This is a genomic window from Campylobacter sp. VBCF_04 NA7, assembly GCF_027737405.1.
GTDB lineage: Bacteria > Campylobacterota > Campylobacteria > Campylobacterales > Campylobacteraceae > Campylobacter_B.
Genome location: NZ_JAOVTT010000003.1, coordinates 94012 through 110149 on the forward strand (window position 1 = coordinate 94012; position 16138 = coordinate 110149).

Sequence of the window (16138 nt, forward strand, 5' to 3'; positions counted from 1 at the left end):
TTTTACTCTTTTGAATTTTGTGTTGGATTTGAATTTTGCGCCTGCGGGTGCGCTTCTGGTTGCGGGTGCGGTTGCTCTTGCGCCGAATTTGGCGTAGAATTTTGCGCTAAATTTTGCGTAGAATTTTGCTTAGAATTTAGCGAATTTTCCGCTTCATTTAGCGTGGTATTAACAGAGCTTTCTATATCGCTAAGACCCGCATTTAGCGTATCTTTGACCGAATTTAGCCCGCTTTTTATCTCGTCAAGCTCCTCGAAGGTAAGCTTTTTGCGCATGGTTTCTGTGGTTTTGCTAATGCTTTCTTTGTATTTTTTGGCGTCCTCTTTGAGTTCGGCTATGCGGACTTCTTGGTCGAAAGTGGCCTTTGCGTCGTTGATTGATTTTTTGATGACTTTGAAGTATTTTGCAATCTCAACTAGCGCGCTAGGGAGCTTTTCAGGGCCTAGGGCGATGACTGCGACGATTAAAATTATCGTAATTTCAGGGAAACTGATACCAAACATTAAAATTCCTAAACAAAAAGATTGCGTATTTTAGCTAAAACTTCATTAATATTAAATTTAATGCTCGCTCACAAATAGGGCGATTTCGTCGGCTAGTAAGAAATTTGGATTGTAAAAAACGCTGTTTTTGAAATCCAGCTTGCCCTCTGCGCTTAAAATTTGGGCGTTTTTAAGCTCTCTTTCGCGCAAAATTTCGCCCCTCACGCCCAAAAACGAGCGAAATCCAAGGAAAATTTTCTCCAAAATTTTATCCTCTAAGCTTAAATTTTCCACGCTTTTTGCAAGCGGATTTTGTATGTATTCCTCGATACTACCTGCGCCGCTGTATCGCACAAATCCGCTCGTGCCCACAGCGTGCGCGCCAAATCCAGCGTAATCCTCGCCACTCCAATACGCCACATTGTGCGCGCAAAGCTTGCCATTTTTGGCGAAATTTGAAATTTCGTATTGCGTAAAGCCTAGCTCGCTAGCTTTTTTAAAGAAAAATTTAGCCAAATTTTCATCATCTTTGGCAAACTCTGCGCGCCCAAAAAATGGCGTGCCAGGCTCCAATGTAAGGGCGTATGCGCTTAGATGCGAAACCCCTGCGCGCGCAAACTGCGCAAGCTCAAATTCTAAATTTTGCTTATCATCAAATTTGCTAGCGTAAATTAAATCCAAATTTATATTTGAAATTCCCGCGTTTTTGGCGTTATCCACGGCTTCGAAAATTTCATTTTTTCCGTGTGCGCGACCTAGAAATTTGAGTTTTTCATCATTGAAACTTTGTGCGCCAAAACTTATGCGATTTACGCCAAATTTTCGCATTTGCTCTATCCATTTGGGCTTGGCAGAATTGGGGTTTGCCTCGGTTGTAATCTCGGCGTTTTGGGCGAAATTTGGCGAGAGTTTTTCAAAAATCTTTTCATAATACTGCGCCGATACCACACTTGGCGTGCCGCCGCCGATAAAAAGGGTTGAAATTTTGAAATTTTTATTTTTTTTAATGAAATTTGAAATTTCGAAATCCAGCGCGTCAAAGTAGTTTTTAGCTAATTTAAATGCGTCCATGCGTGAGCCAAACGCGCAATACGGGCACTTTGAGGTGCAAAACGGGATATGAATATAAATATGCAAAATTTCTTCCTAGCCAAATTTAAAGGGCGAAATTTAGCAAAAATTCTTTGAATTTTAGCCAAATTTATACCTATTTTCGCTAATATTTTGCAAATTTTTTTCAAAGAGCTAATATGGAGAAAAATTACAGACCAAATGTCGCAGCTATCGTGCTTGCGCCTTCGTATCCGTTTAGTTGTGATGTGCTTATCGCCCAGCGCAGTGATATACGCGGGGCTTGGCAGTTTCCCCAAGGCGGTATCGACAAGGGCGAGACGCCAAAAATGGCGATTTTACGCGAGTTAAAAGAAGAGATAGGCACAGATGATGTTGATATCATAGCCGAGTGTCCGCAGTGGCACAGCTACGATTTTCCGGAGGCTGTGGCGCAAAAAATGCGCCCATGGGACGGGCAAATGCAAAAGTATTTTTTACTAAGATTAAAAAGCCTAAAAGGGCTTGATATCAAAACGCATAAGCCTGAATTTGATGATTTTAAATTTGTAAATGCAAATCAAGTTTTAAAGCATGTAAATCACTTCAAAAAGCCGATTTATGCGCTTGTTTTAAAATATTTTAAAGAGGAGGGATACCTTTAATGCTTATAGTTCAAAAATACGGTGGCACTAGCGTAGGCACATTAGAGCGCATAGAAGCGGTTGTCGAGCGCGTGATAAAGACTAAAAACGAAGGCCATGATTTAGTCGTAGTTGTATCTGCGATGAGTGGCGTTACAAATAGATTGGTCGAGTATGGAGAGTATTTTACAAAAGATCTAAACACTCGCGAAATGGATATGATGCTAAGTGCTGGTGAGAGGGTTACTAGCGCGCTTTTAGCCCTTGCGCTAAATGCAAAAGGCTACCCTGCGGTGGCGTTTTCTGGCAGACAGGCTGGTATCGTAACCGATACAATGCACACCAAAGCTCGCATTAGCTTTATCGATCCGACTAATATGAATAAAGCCATAAAAGAGGGCAAAATCGTCGTAGTAGCGGGATTTCAGGGCATTACCGAAGAGGGCGATATCACTACTCTTGGCAGAGGTGGAAGCGATCTATCTGCTGTGGCGATAGCTGGGGCGATAAATGCTGATACATGCGAAATCTACACAGATGTCGATGGAGTATATACGACCGATCCACGCATCGAGCCAAAGGCTAAAAAACTCGATAAAATCAGCTATGAAGAGATGTTAGAGCTTGCTAGCATGGGGGCTAAGGTTTTGCAAAATCGTAGCGTGGAGTTAGCCAAAAAGCTTAAAGTAAATTTGGTAACTAGAAGTAGTTTTAATAACAACCAAGGAACACTAATAACAGGAGAAGAAAATATGGAAGACGCAGTAATCAGCGGAATAGCATTAGATAGAAATCAAGCAAGAATCACAATCAGAGGCGTAGATGATAGACCGGGCGTTGCGGCTGAGATTTTTTCATCTTTGGCGCAAAAAGAGATAAATGTAGATATGATAGTCCAAAATATCGGCATTGACGGAGCGACAAATTTAGGCTTTACGATCCCACAAAACGAAATGGAACCAGCCCTAGAAATCATGCGCTCAGTAATTTCTAATCCAAAATGCGTAATCGAAAGCGATAATGAGGTCGTAAAGGTCTCAATCGTGGGTGTGGGTATGAAAAGCCACAGCGGTATCGCTTCGCTAGCGTTTCGCACACTAGCAGCTGAGGGTATCAATATCCAAATGATCTCAACTAGCGAGATTAAAATTTCGATGATTGTGGCTGAAAAATACGGCGAGCTAGCAGTTAGAGCCTTGCATAAAGCATATAATTTGGATAAATAATGCAAGATTTATACACTTGGAGCGCTAAAACTCTGCAAAACGAGCGAGATATGGAGTGGCTCGAAAATCGCAAAGAGCACTGGATACCGCTATTAGCGACAAAAATGCGTCTGCTATATAGCGGGTATTCGTTTGTGGTGATGTGCGATGATGAGAGAAGGTGGTTTGGTGAATATATCGTCAGCAAGATAAACGATAGCAAAAACACCAGACCGCTTCTGCCATTTTTCGAGTTTTCATCGCTTTATAACCAAGAGATTACCTCCCAAGAACAGGTCGCTTTGCTAAATGATATGCTCTCGCTCTCATTTAGCAACGGCTTCATTTATTTTTACATAGGCAGGGGCGATCACACTTACGCCAAAATAGCCAAAAGCCACGAGGATAGCTATTTGTGGCTCATCGACGAGGCATTGCCAAACAGCTTTCAGCTAAGCGAAAATGATGAGAGCCTAGATATCAAACTGCTTCAACTCTTTAAAATTTTAAACAAAAGTATCGACGCGGTGCTTTTTGGTGAAGTTGTGCTTTGAAACTCATTAATCAAATTTTTATAACGAACGATTATGCTGGTTTTAAAGCAAAAATTCTATCTGAATTTTCCCCTAAAAATTTGCGCTTTTTCGAAAGCGATGAGCTCAAAATCGACGAAGCTAGAAAGATAATCGACGAAGCCTATATCGCCGAGGTAGAAAACAAAATCATCGTAATTAGCGCGGTTAAATTTCGCGATGAGGCGCAAAACGCGCTTTTAAAAATCCTAGAAGAGCCACCGCGCAATACCATATTTTTCCTCGTTGCGCCCTCGATTACACTGCTACTGCCGACGATTAGATCTAGGCTAATGGTGCAAAATTTGCTTGGCGAGAAAAAGCGCGAGCGCACGGGGCTAAATTTGCGAAAAATAGATTTGAGGCAGATTGATGCGTTTATTAACGAGTGCATAAACAAAGAACGCGTCGGCTCACTCGATAAATTTGCCCTAAAATCGCTTGTCATGCAACTTGTCATCGAGTGCTTCGAAGCAGGGATTAAATTTAGCCAAGCCGAGCTAGAACACATAAATAAGCTCGTCTATCTCGTCGAACACAACGCCAAATCCCACGCTGTATTGCCACCGCTATTTTTGATAATCAAAGGCAAATAATGAAAATTTTTAAAATTTCAAATAGTGCCGATTTTATGGCGCTTTGCGCGCGCATTAATTGCACAAAAGAGGGTGCGAAAATCATGCGCAAAAAATCAAATTTGAACTTTTTTTATATCAAAGATTTACGCACCCCTGCGGCAAATATCTTAAAGCAAGATGCCCTTAGCATAGGCGCAGAGCTCGTAACGGCTGAGCATGTGATCACAGGCGGAGCAAACTCAGACGCGCTTTTGATTGCAAACGATAAGCAGGTTGAAATTCTCTCAAAAAAAGAAAAAGCGCAGGATTTTGGGCTAAAAAATTTGGCGCAGTTTTTGGGGCAAAATTTCAAAAAACCCAAAATTTGCGAGATTATGGGGGTTTTAAATCTAAATTTCGATAGTTTCAATCCCGCTTCTCGCACCCAAAATTTAAACGAAGCAATCACAAAAATTGAAAAGATGATTGAAGATGGAGCCGATTATATCGACATTGGCGGGGTTAGCTCGCGTCCTGGGAGCGTGTATTGTGGCGGGGAAGAAGAGTTTGCGCGCATAAATGGCGTAATAAGCGAAATTTATAGGCAAAATTTACACAAAAAGGTCAAATTTAGCCTTGATAGCTTTGATAAATACTGCGCCCGTTTCGCGCTAGATCACGGATTTAGCCTTATAAACGACATTAGCGCAAATTTAAATTTAATCAGTGTTATCAAAAATTACGGCGCGAAATACTGCCTAATGCACATGCAAAATTCGCCCCAAAATATGCAAAACTCGCCACATTACGATGATTTGCTAGGCGAAATTGATGAGTTTTTCGCGCGAAATTTGGCGCAAATCGTCCAGCTTGGCGTGGAAGATGTGATTTTGGATGTGGGGATTGGCTTTGGCAAAACGGCTGAGCAAAATTTGATTTTAATCAAAAATTTAGAGCATTTTTTGCACCATGGAAAACCGCTTTTGGTGGGGGCTAGCAGAAAAAGCGTGATTGATTTTTACCACAAATCAAGCGTGGAAGAGAGATTGTCTGGGTCTTTGTATTTGCATTTGCTAGCAGTCCAAAATGGCGCAAGTATCATCAGGGTGCATGATGTGAAAGAACACAGGCAAATGCTGGATTTAAAATCGGCTTATGATAAAATTTTGTTGTGAAAATGGCTAAATTTTATTAGAATTTTATCCAAATTTAGCAATACTTATCAGCTTAAATTTCACAAGGAGGGAATATGAGAAAAATTTGTGTTGGTGTCGCTGCGTTAGCGATGTTTGCAGGTAGTTTGAGTGCGAAAGAATTTATCAATATCGGCACAGGTGGAATGACAGGGACTTACTATCCTGTGGGCACTGCGATTTGTCGCCTTGTAAATACCGATAAAAATTTTAAATGCTCAGTTCAATCCACAGGCGGATCGACATACAATGTCAATAATGTCCTTAAAAAAGAGCTAAATTTCGGCTTCGTTCAAAGCGATGTCGTTTATGACAAATACAATGGCAAGGGCAAATTCGAGGGCGAGCCAAATCCAAAACTTCGCTCAGTTATTTCGATTTATCCTGAGCTTTTGGCTTTCGTAGTTGCAAGAGATAGTGGAATCAAGGCTTATGCTGACATAGATGGCAAAAAGATAAATTTAGGAAATCCAGGTAGCGGAAATGAAGTAACAAGCACTTTGATTTTTAATGAATACGGCATTGATTTAGCTAAAATGGCGCAACGAAGCGTGCTAACCGTGCAAGAGTGCCCAATGGCGCTAAAAGATAAGAAAATCGACGGATATTTCTTTATGGTAGGACACCCAACCGCAAATATCATCGATGTAGCGACATCTATGCCAGTTGATTTGGTTAGCATTGATGAAGCCACAGCTGATAAAATCGTAGAAAAATACCCATATTTCGCAAAAGGCGTGATTCCAAAAGGCCTTTACGAGGGGATTGATTACGATACTACGACGATTGGCGTAAAGGCTGTGTTAGTCGCTGATGAGAGCGAGAGCGATACAGCTGTAAGAGCGATTGTAAAGGCTATTTTAGATAATTTTGACGAGTATAAACAGCTTCACCCTGCGCTAAATTTGGTTAGCAAAGAATCCCTAATCGAAGGTCTTAGTGCACCACTTCACCCAGCGGCTGAGGCGGTATTTAAAGAAGCTGGAATTTTAAAATAAGGCAGTAGATGAAAAAAGACGAGCAGGTATTAGAGGTAAAAAGTAGAGAATTTTCGTCGAAAAAGCTATTTTGGCTTGTGACGCTAGTGTGCTTTGCGTGGGCTGTTTTTCAGCTTTATATCGCGTATTTTCCGATAAATGGCACGCGCGCTAGATCTATCCACTTAGGATTTGCGATTTTTATCATTTTCGCTCTTTTTCCTGCTCGTTCGCACTCTAAGGCGCATTTTTACATACCATTTTATGATTATATTTTGCTGGCTGTGGGGACATTTGCGATACTTTATCCTGCGATTGATTTTTACGGGATTGCGCAAAGGCCAGGCGATTATTTGCAAAGAGATGTGGTAATTGCGTTTTTAGGAATTTTTGTTTTATTCGAAGCTGGGCGCCGTATGATGGGCTTAGCGCTTCCGATAATTGCATTTTTGTTTTTGCTGTATTGCTATTTTGGGCAGTATATGCCAGATGTCATCGCGCACCGCGGCGCAAGTATCGAAAAGCTAGCCGGACACATGTTTCTTACCACAGAGGGCGTTTTTGGCGTGCCTGTGGGAGTTAGCACAAATTATATTTATCTATTTGTGCTTTTTGGTTCGCTTTTAGAGCGCGCTGGTGCGGGACAGTATTTCATAAATGTAGCGTTTGCGCTTTTGGGTAGATTTCGTGGCGGACCAGCTAAGGCTAGCGTTATTGCTAGTGGGCTAACTGGCATGGTTAGTGGAAGCTCGACTGCAAATGTCGTTACCGTGGGAACCTTTACGATTCCGCTTATGAAAAAAGCAGGCCTTAGCCCAGTCAAAGCAGGCGCTATCGAGGTCGCAGCTGGCGTAAATGGCCAACTCATGCCACCTATCATGGGTGCGGCTGCCTTTATCATAGCGCAGTTTTTGGGTATGGAATACACGCACATTATGATTGCTGCGCTAATTCCTGCGTTTGCGTGCTATGCGGGGCTATTTTTTATCGTGCATTTGGAGAGCTGTAAGCTAGGGCTTAAAGGAAATTCAAACTACAAAAGAGTTTCAAAACTAAAACTAATTTTAAGCGGAATTCACTTTTTAATCCCGATCATGGTGCTTTTATACACGCTTTTGATTTTGAAGCAAAGTGCCTTTGCAGCGGCATTTAACGCGATTGGCGTGCTATTTATCATAATGGTTTTGCAAGAGCCGGTTCGCAAACTAATCTACAAAGAGCAAATTTTAAGGCAAGATTTTATCCAAGGTTTTAGCGATATTTTTTGGGCTATGGTCGCAGCGTCGAAAAACATGGTAACAGTCGCAGTCGCCACTGCGTTAGCTGGTGTCATCATCGGCTCTATTTCGCTAACTGGGCTTGGAGCTGTGCTATCTGATCTAGTCGAGGCTGTGGCTGGGGATAATATTTTGTTGATTTTGCTAATGACGGCGATAATGAGCCTAATTTTAGGCATGGGGCTTCCGACTACGGCGAATTATATCGTGGTTTCTAGCCTAATTGCGCCTGTGATTTTGATTTTAGCTGATAGAAATGATTTGCTTGTGCCTGCGATTGCGGTGCATTTGTTTGTGTTTTATTTCGGAATTTTAGCTGATGATACTCCGCCTGTGGGAATTGCAGCGTATGCCGCCGCAGGTATTGCTAAGGCAAACCCTGTAATCGTGGGCGTGCAGGGATTTATTTATGATTTGCGAACAGCGATTTTGCCGTTTGCGTTTTTTTTCAATAACAAACTTCTTTTAATCGAGTCAATCACCACCCCAATGGATCCAAAGGGCATTACATGGATCTCAGATCCCGCTCAAATCGCGCTTATTTTTGCTAGCGCGCTCATTGGTATGTTTGCGTTTAGCTCCGTGCTTCAAGGCTGGTTTGTGAAAAAATGCAACGCCTTAGAGCGCGCATTGCTACTATGCGTCGTGCCACTAATGCTCGTGCCAAATATGTGCGTGAGATATTTCGATTTCATCAGTAGCGAATATATCTGCTATGGGGCCGCTTTGGCGATTTATGTGGGGATTTTTGCGTGGCAGTGGTTCGCAAAACCAGCTAGCGAGCAAGCTTAAATGCAAAATTTCAAATGGCAAATTTCAAAGCAGTTAAAAACTGCAATGAGGCAGAAAAATATAGATAATTTTAGCCTTGTTGATTTGGTTGGGGCCCTCTACGACGAGGCGCACCCAGGTCATAGCGAGGATATGAGAGCAGAGGTTTTTGTCATACTCGATGAATATAATCCAAATTTAGATATCGAAATTTTTGATATGGTTTGCAGGGCCTTGGGTATCAAAATCACACTCGGATAAATTTAGCTTTTAAAATTTGGGGGCGATTGTGGTTTTTATAGCACACAAAAGAGAAAACGGCGATATTCAAACCCTAAAAGAGCATAGTCAAAACTCAGCAATATTATGCGAAAATTTCGCTACCGCCCCTTTTAAAAGTCTAGCGTATTTGTGCGGACTTTTGCATGATTTGGGTAAATATCAAAAAGATTTTCAGGCAAGGATTAATGGCAAAAATATCCGTGTGGAACACTCGATTTGTGGGGCGCAGTGCGCGCGTGAAAAATACGCGCAAAACCCAGTTGGCTCTTTGATAGCGCAATACGCCATAGCAGGTCATCACGGCGGAATCCCAAATGGTGGCTTTGTAAGCGATACGCCAGATGATAGTTCGCTTCAAGCTAGATTAAAGCGAAAAATGCAAGATTATAGTTTTTACGAATTTGATTTGCCAAATTTAGACGATAGCGAGTTGGCGAAATTTATTCAAGAAACGCCAGATAGAGAGATTGTAATCCGCAAATTTGCATTTTTTACCCGTTATATTTTTTCGTGTTTAGTCGATGCAGATAGCACCGATACGGCGCAGTTTTGTAGCGGCACAAACCCTCAAAGCTTAAAAAGTGATTTTGAAAAATGTTTGGAAAAAATCAATGCAAATTTAAAATCAAAATCCCAAAACACAAATTTGCAAAAAGCAAGAAGCAAAATTCAAAGCGAGGTTTTTACAAATTCGCAAAATTCGCAAATTTATCTTTTAAATATGCCAACGGGCAGTGGCAAAACCCTAACGAGCATGAAATTTGCCCTGCAAAAGGCGATAAATTTGGGCAAAAAACGGATAATTTATGTTATTCCATACAATAGCATTATCGATCAAACTTACGCCGAATTTGAGCGAATTTTTGGCGAAAGTGCGCAAATTTTGCGTCATCAAAGCACATTTGACTATGACGAAGCGAGCGCGGATGAAGATTATGCAAATATCGCAAAAAACGCAAGCGAAAACTACGACGCCGATATTATCATCACTACTTCGGTGCAGTTTTTCGAGTCGCTTTACTCAAACAAACGCTCCAAACTGCGTAAAATTCACAATTTCGCTGATAGCGTTTTGATTTTTGACGAGGCGCATTTGATGCCAAGGCAGTATTTGCAACCCTGCCTCGAAGGCGTTGTATTTTTAAGCAAATATCTAAATTCCACTACGCTATTTCTCACGGCTACTATGCCAAATTTTAGAGATTTAATCACCGAATTTGTCAAAACGGATATTAAAATTCGTGATTTGATAAGCGATAAAAGCGAATTTGGGGCTTTTAAAAAATGTGAATTTGAAAATTTAGGCTCTAAAAGTATGGAAAATATCATAAATTTAGCACTAAATCATCAAAACTCATTGATAGTTGTAAATTCTCGCAAAAGTGCAAAAGAATTTTATAAAATCGCCAAAAATATCAAAAATTTTCGAATTTTTCATCTTTCTACCTATATGACGCCAAGTGATAGAAAAAGAAATATCGACGAGATAAGAAAAGCTCTAAATTTAAATCAAAAAATTATCGTAATTTCGACTTCGCTTATAGAAGCCGGGGTTGATTTGGATTTTGGCGCTGTTTTTAGGGAGCTATCTGGGCTAGATAATATACTCCAAGCAGGCGGCAGGTGCAATAGAGAGGGCTTGCGGGATAAACGCGAGAGTAAAACTTATATTTTTGAGCTTGAAAATGCAAAATTTAGCTTGATAAATGCAGAAATCACGCGCGGATTACTAGAAAAATATAGCGATATTTTAGAGCCAAAATGTATAAGTGAATATTATGAAAAGCTATTTTTTATGGAAAAAGATAAGGTTATGAAAAATATGATTTGCGCCGATTGTTCAAATTTGCTAAATATCAAATTTAAAGATTATGCCGAGAATTTCAACATAATCGACAGCGATGATATTTCGATAATCGCGCCTTGCGATGAAAATAGAGATTTGATTGAAAAATTGAAATTTCAAATTTCAAGCTCTCTTATGCGAAAACTTCAAATTTACGCTTTTAGCGTGAAAATTTATGAATTTCAAACCTTGCAAAGTTTAAATGCACTTGAAAATATAAATGGAATTTGGGTTTTAAAAAATGAAAATTTATATGACAAAAACGCGGGAATTAGCTTTGAAACAAAGGATTTTATAATAGATTAAAGGAGCGTTATGAATAGTTTTAAGATTATCGTAAGTGGGGATTTTGCTTGTTGGACGCGCCCTGAGCTAAAAGTCGAGCGTGTCAGCTACGATGTGCCAACGCCAAGTGCGCTAATAGGGCTTTTAAAAAGCATTTACTGGAAACCAGCCATTAGCTATGAAATCGACAAAATTATCGTTTTTAATCCGATAAATTTCATAAATTTTAGGCGAAATGAGGTGAAAGAAAAAATTTTATTTAGCAAAATAAAAGCCCAAATGAACGGCAAAGACGATGATATCAGCATTTATGCAGACGAAGCTAGAAATCAAAGAGCCACAATGGCGCTTAAAAATGTCAAATACGGCATAGAATTTCGGCTGAAATTAACAGGGCTAAAAAGCGAAAATGAGGAAAACTCACATATCAAACACGCTGAAATTTTGCGTCGCAGACTCGAAAAGGGGCAGGTTTTTCGCACGCCATGCCTTGGGTGTAGCGAGTTTAGCGCGCGTGAGATTAGATTAGTGAGCGAGTTTGATTACTCGCAAATTTCGCCAGAAATTTTAAATTTGGGCGAAGTTGATTTGGGCTTTATGCTTTATACTTTGAAATTTAAAGACGGGGGCAAACCGATAAATAACGACTGGGAAAATCCGCGATTTAGCGACAGCGCAGAGGCGCTTTATTATCGTCCGCGTATGAAGGGCGGTGTAATCAATGTAGCGGATTACAAAGGAGATTTAAAATGCTAATTAGTGCATTGTGCGAGTATTACGATGTCCTAGCGAGCAAGGGCAGGGCGATAAAAGACGGATATAGCAGTGTGGAGGTTGATTATTTGATTTGTCTGTCGCTAGGTGGCGAAATGCAAAACATAATAAATATCCAAGAAAAAGTCCAAAATGGCAAAAAAGAAGTTCTAAAATCAAAAAGCGTAATCATGCCACAACGCTCACAAAAACCTGGAATTGACGCAAATATAATCGAGCATAGGAGTTTGTATATTTTTGGTCTAAATTACGAAAACGACGAACTTACGCCAAATGATAAAACGCAAAAAGCCAAAAAATCACATGATGATTTTGTAAGTAAAAATTTGGAATTTTTTAGTGATATAAATTCTGATTTGGCGCGGGCTTTTGCAAAATTTATACAAAACTGGGAACCGCAAAATGAGGTTAAAAACGAGCATTTGCTAAATTTGGGCAAAAAGTTATCAACTGCTAAATTTGCATTTTGTCTAAGTGGTGCGCCAGATAGGCTTTTGCACGATGATAAAGCCGTGCTTGAAAAATGGGAGGCAAAATTCACGCAAGATAGCGAGAATAAAGATGAAATCAAATCGCAATGTGCTATTTTAGGGCAAAATTTATCACTTGCTAGGATTCATAATAAAATCTCAGGTATAAAAGGCGGACAAGCAAGCGGGACTTCGCTAGTATCGTTTAACAACCCGTGCGATGAGAGTTACGCTAAATCGCAAGCTTTTAATAGCAATATTTCAGAACTTGCTATGAAAAAATACACTCAAAGCCTAAATTTTTTGCTATCTTCGCCAAAAAATCATATATTTTTCGATGATTTGACGATAATTTTTTGGGCAAGTGACGCGAACGAAAAGGCGCAAGATTTGATGAGTGCTTTATTTGGCGATAAATTAGATAGCCAAAATTTGGAAAATTTGATTTTAAATTTGCTAAAAAATGCACGAGAAGCAAATCTTTTAAAAGAACAGCTAAATGTGCAAGGGATAGACGAAAATACCAATTTCTACATACTCGGCATAAAGCCAAACGCCAGCAGGCTTTCGCTTAAATTTATCTACAAAAACGCCTTTGCCAAGGTTTTGGAAAACATCGCCACTCATCAGCAAGATTTGCAAACTAGCAATGAATTTAAAAAAATCCCGCTTTGGCAACTAAAAAATGAATTAAAATCGCCAAACAGTGGCGACGAAGCACTTGACCCATCTCTTGGGGTAAAAATTTTCGAAAGCATAGTCCAAGGTGCAAATTATCCTGCGTTTTTGCTCGAAAAGGCGATTTTAAGGGCAAAAATAGACAAAAATATAACCCAAATCAAAGCAGGTATCATAAAGGCGTATTTAAATAGAAAATCAAGGTTAAATAATCAAAGAGAGGAGATCAAAATGTCATTAGACAAAGAAAATCTAAACCACGCATATTTGTGTGGTAGGCTTTTTGCTGTGCTTGAAAAGGTGCAAGAAAAAGCCAGTGGCGGTGGGCTAAATCGCACTATCAAAGACGCATATTTTGGCTCGGCTATGTCAAATCCAGCCGCTGTTTTCCCAAATCTGCTAAGGCTTTATGGAATTCATCTAAAAAAGATAGACAAAGAAGCCTTTGTGGTCTTTTATGAAAAGCTTGTGGGCGAAATAATGGATAAATTAGGAAGTGAGTTTAAAAAGACGCTTTTACTAGACGAGCAGGGTAAATTTATTTTAGGCTATTATCAACAAATCCAAGATTTTTATACCAAAAAAGGAGACAAAGATGAACAATAAGTATGAATTCGTAATGCTTTTTGACATTACAAACGGCAACCCAAACGGCGATCCAGATAATGCAAACGCACCAAGAATGGATATAGAGACAAACTATGGCTTAGTTAGCGATGTATGTATCAAACGCAAAATTCGCAACTTTGTCGAGCTTACTAAGAGCGGCGAGGCTGGATATAATATCCTTGTGAAAATGGATAGTTCGCTAAATTCGAAATTTAGCGCTATTTACGATGAAGCAGGGCTTGAAAAAGGCAAAAAAGGCGCCAACAAAGACGATGTCAAAAAAGCTAGAAATTTTGCTTGCAAAAACTACTTTGATGTGCGCGCATTCGGTGCAGTGATGAGCACTGGCGATAATCCTTGCGGTATCGTGAGAGGCCCTGTGCAGATAAATTTCGCTAGAAGCATTTCGCCGATTTTTATAAACGAAATTACCATTACTAGACAAGCCGTAACGACAGACAAAGACTTTGGTAACAAAGATAACGAAATGGGGCGCAAAAGCATAATTCCTTACGCGCTTTTTAGGGCAGAGGGCTATGTAAGTGCAAATTTGGCAAACAAAACAGGCTTTAATGAAGCAGATTTGGAGCTTTTGTGGCAGGCGATAATCAATATGTTTGAAGAAGACCATAGTGCAGCGCGTGGCAAGATGTGTATGCGAAAGCTTTATGTTTTCAAACACGACGGAGTGCTTGGAAATGCGCCATCGCATAAGCTTTTTGATTTGATTAAAATCGCTCAAAAAAATGAAAATCCACCGCGCGAATTTAATGATTATGAAATTTGCGTAGATAGTGCGAATTTGCCACAAGGCGTGGGTCTTAGCGAGAAAATCGACGGAAATTTATGATAGAGATTTCTATTCGCTCGTTACAGCATTTTTTGTATTGTCCCCACCGCTGGGGACTGCTCGAAATCGGCAAGGTTTGGGCTGAAAACTACTTTGTCACAAAGGCGAATTTACTGCACGAGCGAGTCCATAGTGGAGAAAATTTTAGCTCTTTGGGTAAAAAAATCTTTACTGCCGTGCAGGTTTATAACGATATTTATGGGCTTTTTGGCGTAGTAGATGTGTTAGAAATAAAAGGCGATGAGGTTTGCATAGTAGAATACAAACCCCGCGCACCCAAAAATACTTCGTATAATTTCGACGATTTGATGCAGGTTTTCGCTCAAAAAATTTGCGTTGATTTTGTTTTCAACACAAATTCAAAAGGGGTGATTTATTACGCAGATTGCAAAAAGCGGGTAAATTTGCCCTTAAATGAAAATTTCGCCGAATTTGAAGCGACGCTAAAATCTAGCCTGCAAGAAATGCGAAATTTGCTAAATTTGGGGCAAATTCCACCCATAAATAAAACCCAAAAATGTAGTGGTTGCTCGCTAAAAGATCTATGTATGCCAAAAATAAAAAAGCAAAAAAGCATAAAGGAGCAAATTTGCGAAAGCTTTTAAACACCCTTTATATCACCAATGAAAACGCCTATTTAATGCTCGAAGGCGAAAATTTTGTCTGCAAAATCGACGGGATGGATAAATTTAAAATCCCTTTTGATAATATCGAAAGCGTTGTCTGTTTTAGCTATTTGGGCGTTTCGCCTGCGCTTATGGGCAAATGCGCCGACAAGCAAATTCCTATAAATTTCATCTCTCCAAATGGTAAATTTTTAGCCAAAGTAATTAGCGGGGCGAAGGGAAATGTATTTTTGCGAGTTGCGCAGATTGAAAAATTCAGAGAAAAAGCATTAAATTTGACGCAAAATTCCATAGCGGCAAAATTTGCAAACTCAGCTTTTGTGATTAAACGAACCCTGCACGATAATCCAAATTTGCGAGATGATAGCGAAATTTTGGCTGTTTTGGAAGTTTTACGCACTGGCACACTTTCGCTTTACGAAGCCAAAAATGCTGATGAAATCCGCGGTATCGAAGGAAGCTGTGCGAGTGCGTATTTTAGTATATTTGATAAACTTATCACAAACGAAAAAGTGCCTTTTAAATTTGAATTTCGCTCTCGCCGTCCGCCGCTTGATCCCATAAACGCCACGCTTTCGTTTGCCTATACGCTGCTTACTAGCGAGTTTGCTTCTGCTCTTGAAACCGTGGGGCTAGATAGCTATATCGGCTTTTTTCACACTCTGCGTAGCGGTAGGGCAAGTCTAGCGTGTGATTTGGTCGAAGAAGCAAGGGCTTTGGCTGAGAGATTTGTTTTGACACTTTTAAATTTGCGAATTTTAGGTGAAAGCGACTTCGAAACTCAGATTAGCGGCGCTGTTTTGCTAAATACAGACGGCAGAAAAAAATTTATAACCGCATGGCAAGAGAAAAAACGCACTGGGATCACTCATCCATATCTGAAAGAAAAAATCGAGCTTGGCCTTTTGCCCTATGTGCAGAGCAATCTACTGGCTAAATTCGTTCGTGGTGAGATAGATGAGTATCCGGCGTTTTTGCTGAAATAGGGGG

At 40.1% G+C, this 16138-nt stretch carries 16 protein-coding genes; 14 read left to right on the forward strand and 2 right to left on the reverse strand.

The genetic code is table 11. The features are described from left to right. Window positions 1-2 precede the first annotated feature (2 nt). Both tatB and hemW read right to left on the reverse strand, forming a co-directional pair. Window positions 3-503 carry a Sec-independent protein translocase protein TatB gene (gene tatB, locus OFO00_RS03785; protein WP_270864934.1) on the reverse strand — a complete coding sequence of 167 codons (501 nt, stop codon included), beginning with the start codon at window positions 501-503 and terminating at the stop codon, window positions 3-5. A gap of 57 nt (window positions 504-560) precedes the next feature. Then, window positions 561-1619: a radical SAM family heme chaperone HemW gene (hemW, locus tag OFO00_RS03790; RefSeq protein WP_270864935.1), complete on the reverse strand. Its 1059-nt coding sequence runs from the start codon at window positions 1617-1619 to the stop codon at window positions 561-563. 113 nt (window positions 1620-1732) lie between these two features. Here hemW and OFO00_RS03795 point away from each other — a divergent pair, with 113 nt between their 5' ends. The 14 genes from OFO00_RS03795 to cas1c all read left to right on the forward strand — a co-directional run bounded on the left by OFO00_RS03795 (window position 1733) and on the right by cas1c (window position 16134). Then, complete coding sequence (locus tag OFO00_RS03795; protein ID WP_270859098.1) at window positions 1733-2197, forward strand: RNA pyrophosphohydrolase; 465 nt, start codon at window positions 1733-1735, stop codon at window positions 2195-2197. Then, window positions 2197-3402 (forward strand): aspartate kinase, encoded by a 1206-nt coding sequence (locus tag OFO00_RS03800; protein WP_270861890.1) that lies wholly within the window; start codon window positions 2197-2199, stop codon window positions 3400-3402. The genes OFO00_RS03795 and OFO00_RS03800 overlap by 1 nt, the downstream gene beginning before the upstream one ends. Next, window positions 3402-3935 carry a HobA family DNA replication regulator gene (locus tag OFO00_RS03805; RefSeq protein WP_270861889.1) on the forward strand — a complete coding sequence of 178 codons (534 nt, stop codon included), beginning with the start codon at window positions 3402-3404 and terminating at the stop codon, window positions 3933-3935. The genes OFO00_RS03800 and OFO00_RS03805 overlap by 1 nt, the downstream gene beginning before the upstream one ends. Further along, window positions 3932-4549 (forward strand): DNA polymerase III subunit delta', encoded by a 618-nt coding sequence (locus OFO00_RS03810; protein WP_270861888.1) that lies wholly within the window; start codon window positions 3932-3934, stop codon window positions 4547-4549. The genes OFO00_RS03805 and OFO00_RS03810 overlap by 4 nt, the downstream gene beginning before the upstream one ends. Continuing rightward, complete coding sequence (gene folP / locus OFO00_RS03815; protein WP_270864936.1) at window positions 4549-5685, forward strand: dihydropteroate synthase; 1137 nt, start codon at window positions 4549-4551, stop codon at window positions 5683-5685. Before OFO00_RS03810 ends, folP begins: the two co-directional genes overlap by 1 nt. Before the next feature lie 74 nt (window positions 5686-5759). After that, window positions 5760-6701: a TAXI family TRAP transporter solute-binding subunit gene (locus OFO00_RS03820; protein WP_270864937.1), complete on the forward strand. Its 942-nt coding sequence runs from the start codon at window positions 5760-5762 to the stop codon at window positions 6699-6701. A gap of 8 nt (window positions 6702-6709) precedes the next feature. Then, window positions 6710-8749: a TRAP transporter permease gene (locus OFO00_RS03825; RefSeq protein ID WP_270864938.1), complete on the forward strand. Its 2040-nt coding sequence runs from the start codon at window positions 6710-6712 to the stop codon at window positions 8747-8749. Then, entirely contained in the window at window positions 8750-8989 is a 240-nt protein-coding gene (locus tag OFO00_RS03830) for a hypothetical protein (RefSeq protein ID WP_270864939.1), read from the forward strand. Between the two features lie 28 nt (window positions 8990-9017). After that, the gene (gene cas3, locus OFO00_RS03835) at window positions 9018-11162 is read left to right on the forward strand and encodes a CRISPR-associated helicase Cas3' (protein WP_270864940.1); all 2145 of its coding nucleotides are present in this window, start codon (window positions 9018-9020) and stop codon (window positions 11160-11162) included. A gap of 9 nt (window positions 11163-11171) precedes the next feature. After that, window positions 11172-11897, forward strand: coding sequence for a type I-C CRISPR-associated protein Cas5c (cas5c, locus tag OFO00_RS03840; RefSeq protein ID WP_270864941.1), 726 nt, complete (start codon window positions 11172-11174; stop codon window positions 11895-11897). Continuing rightward, the gene (cas8c, locus tag OFO00_RS03845; RefSeq protein WP_270864942.1) at window positions 11891-13669 is read left to right on the forward strand and encodes a type I-C CRISPR-associated protein Cas8c/Csd1; all 1779 of its coding nucleotides are present in this window, start codon (window positions 11891-11893) and stop codon (window positions 13667-13669) included. Before cas5c ends, cas8c begins: the two co-directional genes overlap by 7 nt. Then, the gene (cas7c, locus tag OFO00_RS03850) at window positions 13659-14522 is read left to right on the forward strand and encodes a type I-C CRISPR-associated protein Cas7/Csd2 (protein ID WP_270864943.1); all 864 of its coding nucleotides are present in this window, start codon (window positions 13659-13661) and stop codon (window positions 14520-14522) included. Before cas8c ends, cas7c begins: the two co-directional genes overlap by 11 nt. Continuing rightward, window positions 14519-15127, forward strand: coding sequence for a CRISPR-associated protein Cas4 (cas4, locus tag OFO00_RS03855; protein WP_270864944.1), 609 nt, complete (start codon window positions 14519-14521; stop codon window positions 15125-15127). Before cas7c ends, cas4 begins: the two co-directional genes overlap by 4 nt. Then, window positions 15112-16134, forward strand: a complete 1023-nt coding sequence (cas1c, locus tag OFO00_RS03860) for a type I-C CRISPR-associated endonuclease Cas1c (RefSeq protein ID WP_270864945.1) — start codon at window positions 15112-15114, stop codon at window positions 16132-16134. Before cas4 ends, cas1c begins: the two co-directional genes overlap by 16 nt. Window positions 16135-16138: the final 4 nt, after the last annotated feature.

Coding starts and splice junctions, on each gene's coding strand:
- folP (WP_270864936.1), top strand. CDS start 4,549: ATGAAAATTTTTAAAATTTCAAATAGTGCCGATTTTATGGCGCTTTGC.
- OFO00_RS03795 (WP_270859098.1), top strand. CDS start 1,733: ATGGAGAAAAATTACAGACCAAATGTCGCAGCTATCGTGCTTGCGCCT.
- cas5c (WP_270864941.1), top strand. CDS start 11,172: ATGAATAGTTTTAAGATTATCGTAAGTGGGGATTTTGCTTGTTGGACG.
- cas8c (WP_270864942.1), top strand. CDS start 11,891: ATGCTAATTAGTGCATTGTGCGAGTATTACGATGTCCTAGCGAGCAAG.
- OFO00_RS03825 (WP_270864938.1), top strand. CDS start 6,710: ATGAAAAAAGACGAGCAGGTATTAGAGGTAAAAAGTAGAGAATTTTCG.
- OFO00_RS03830 (WP_270864939.1), top strand. CDS start 8,750: ATGCAAAATTTCAAATGGCAAATTTCAAAGCAGTTAAAAACTGCAATG.
- OFO00_RS03800 (WP_270861890.1), top strand. CDS start 2,197: ATGCTTATAGTTCAAAAATACGGTGGCACTAGCGTAGGCACATTAGAG.
- cas7c (WP_270864943.1), top strand. CDS start 13,659: ATGAACAATAAGTATGAATTCGTAATGCTTTTTGACATTACAAACGGC.
- cas4 (WP_270864944.1), top strand. CDS start 14,519: ATGATAGAGATTTCTATTCGCTCGTTACAGCATTTTTTGTATTGTCCC.
- OFO00_RS03820 (WP_270864937.1), top strand. CDS start 5,760: ATGAGAAAAATTTGTGTTGGTGTCGCTGCGTTAGCGATGTTTGCAGGT.
- tatB (WP_270864934.1), bottom strand. CDS start 503: ATGTTTGGTATCAGTTTCCCTGAAATTACGATAATTTTAATCGTCGCA.
- OFO00_RS03805 (WP_270861889.1), top strand. CDS start 3,402: ATGCAAGATTTATACACTTGGAGCGCTAAAACTCTGCAAAACGAGCGA.